The organism is Mesorhizobium sp. M00.F.Ca.ET.216.01.1.1 (assembly GCF_004010325.2).
In the GTDB taxonomy this organism is placed as follows: Bacteria; Pseudomonadota; Alphaproteobacteria; order Rhizobiales; family Rhizobiaceae; genus Mesorhizobium.
Genome location: NZ_SADR02000194.1, coordinates 1 through 387, shown reverse-complemented (window position 1 = coordinate 387; position 387 = coordinate 1). Strand labels below are relative to the sequence as shown.

General features: G+C 63.6%; 1 pseudogene. It reads left to right on the top strand.

The features are described from left to right. Positions 1 to 387, top strand: a pseudogene (locus tag EN859_RS35685) (phosphotransferase); the annotation flags it as partial.

Genomic DNA, 387 nt, shown 5'->3' with positions numbered 1-387 from the left:
CGACAGCTGGCCGCTGCCCTTGAAGCGCTCCTTCTTCGAATATCATGCGCTGACCCGGCAGGAGCGCCGCGCGCCGGGCTCGGTGCCGGCGATCTACCATTTCGACGAGACCCAGGCGCTGATCGTGATGGAATATCTGGCGCCGCCGCATGTCATTCTCAGGCGCGCGCTGATCGAGGGCCAGCAATTGCCTGGGATTGCCAGGGATATCGGCCTGTTCATGGCTCGCACCCTGTGCCGCGGTTCCGACCTGTCGATGGTGACCAGGGACCGCAAGGCGGACCTCGCGCTGTTCGCGGACAATGTCGAGCTTTGCGACATCACCGAGAACCTGGTGTTCTCCGACCCCTATTTCGACGCCAAGATGAACCGGCACACCAGCCCGCA